The sequence below is a fragment of the Phytobacter sp. V69 genome (genome assembly GCF_965644215.1).
GTDB lineage: Bacteria > Pseudomonadota > Gammaproteobacteria > Enterobacterales > Enterobacteriaceae > Phytobacter.
Window position 1 is genome coordinate 1 of sequence record NZ_CBFFRL010000519.1, and the last position, 481, is coordinate 481.

General features: G+C 57.0%; 1 protein-coding gene. It reads left to right on the plus strand.

What is annotated here, in order from left to right:
- A partial coding sequence (locus tag ACSZPU_RS26290) for an IS30 family transposase (protein WP_499004566.1) occupies positions 1 to 481 on the plus strand: 481 nt, incomplete at both ends.

A 481-nucleotide genomic window follows, 5' to 3' on the forward strand; every position in this document is an offset into this window, starting at 1 on the left:
GAGTGGATTTACCAGCATGTTCAGGCTGATAAAGCCAGTGGCGGCGAACTGTACAAGCATCTGAGGCAGGGTAAACGCCGTTACCGTAAGGGCTACGGGACTAAGCGCAGCCGCATACCGGGAGCCGTCTCCATCGAGCAGCGCCCGACCGTGGTTGATGAGCGTAGCCGCCTGGGTGACTGGGAAGCGGACCTGGTTCTGGGTGCACAAGGGACAGGTGCCATCGTGACGCTGGCTGAACGTAAGAGCCGTATCTACCTGACAAAAAAGGTGTTATCCAAAGATGCGGGTGAAGTCAGCAGTGCCATCATCTCGATGCTGAGTGGCTATAAAGATGTCTGCCACACCATCACGTTCGACAACGGTGGCGAGTTCAGTGAACATCGGGCGATAGCGGAGGCGCTGGAAGCAGAAACGTACTTCGCCCACCCGTATGCGTCGCATGAGCGGGGGCTGAATGAGAACACAAACGGCCTGTTAC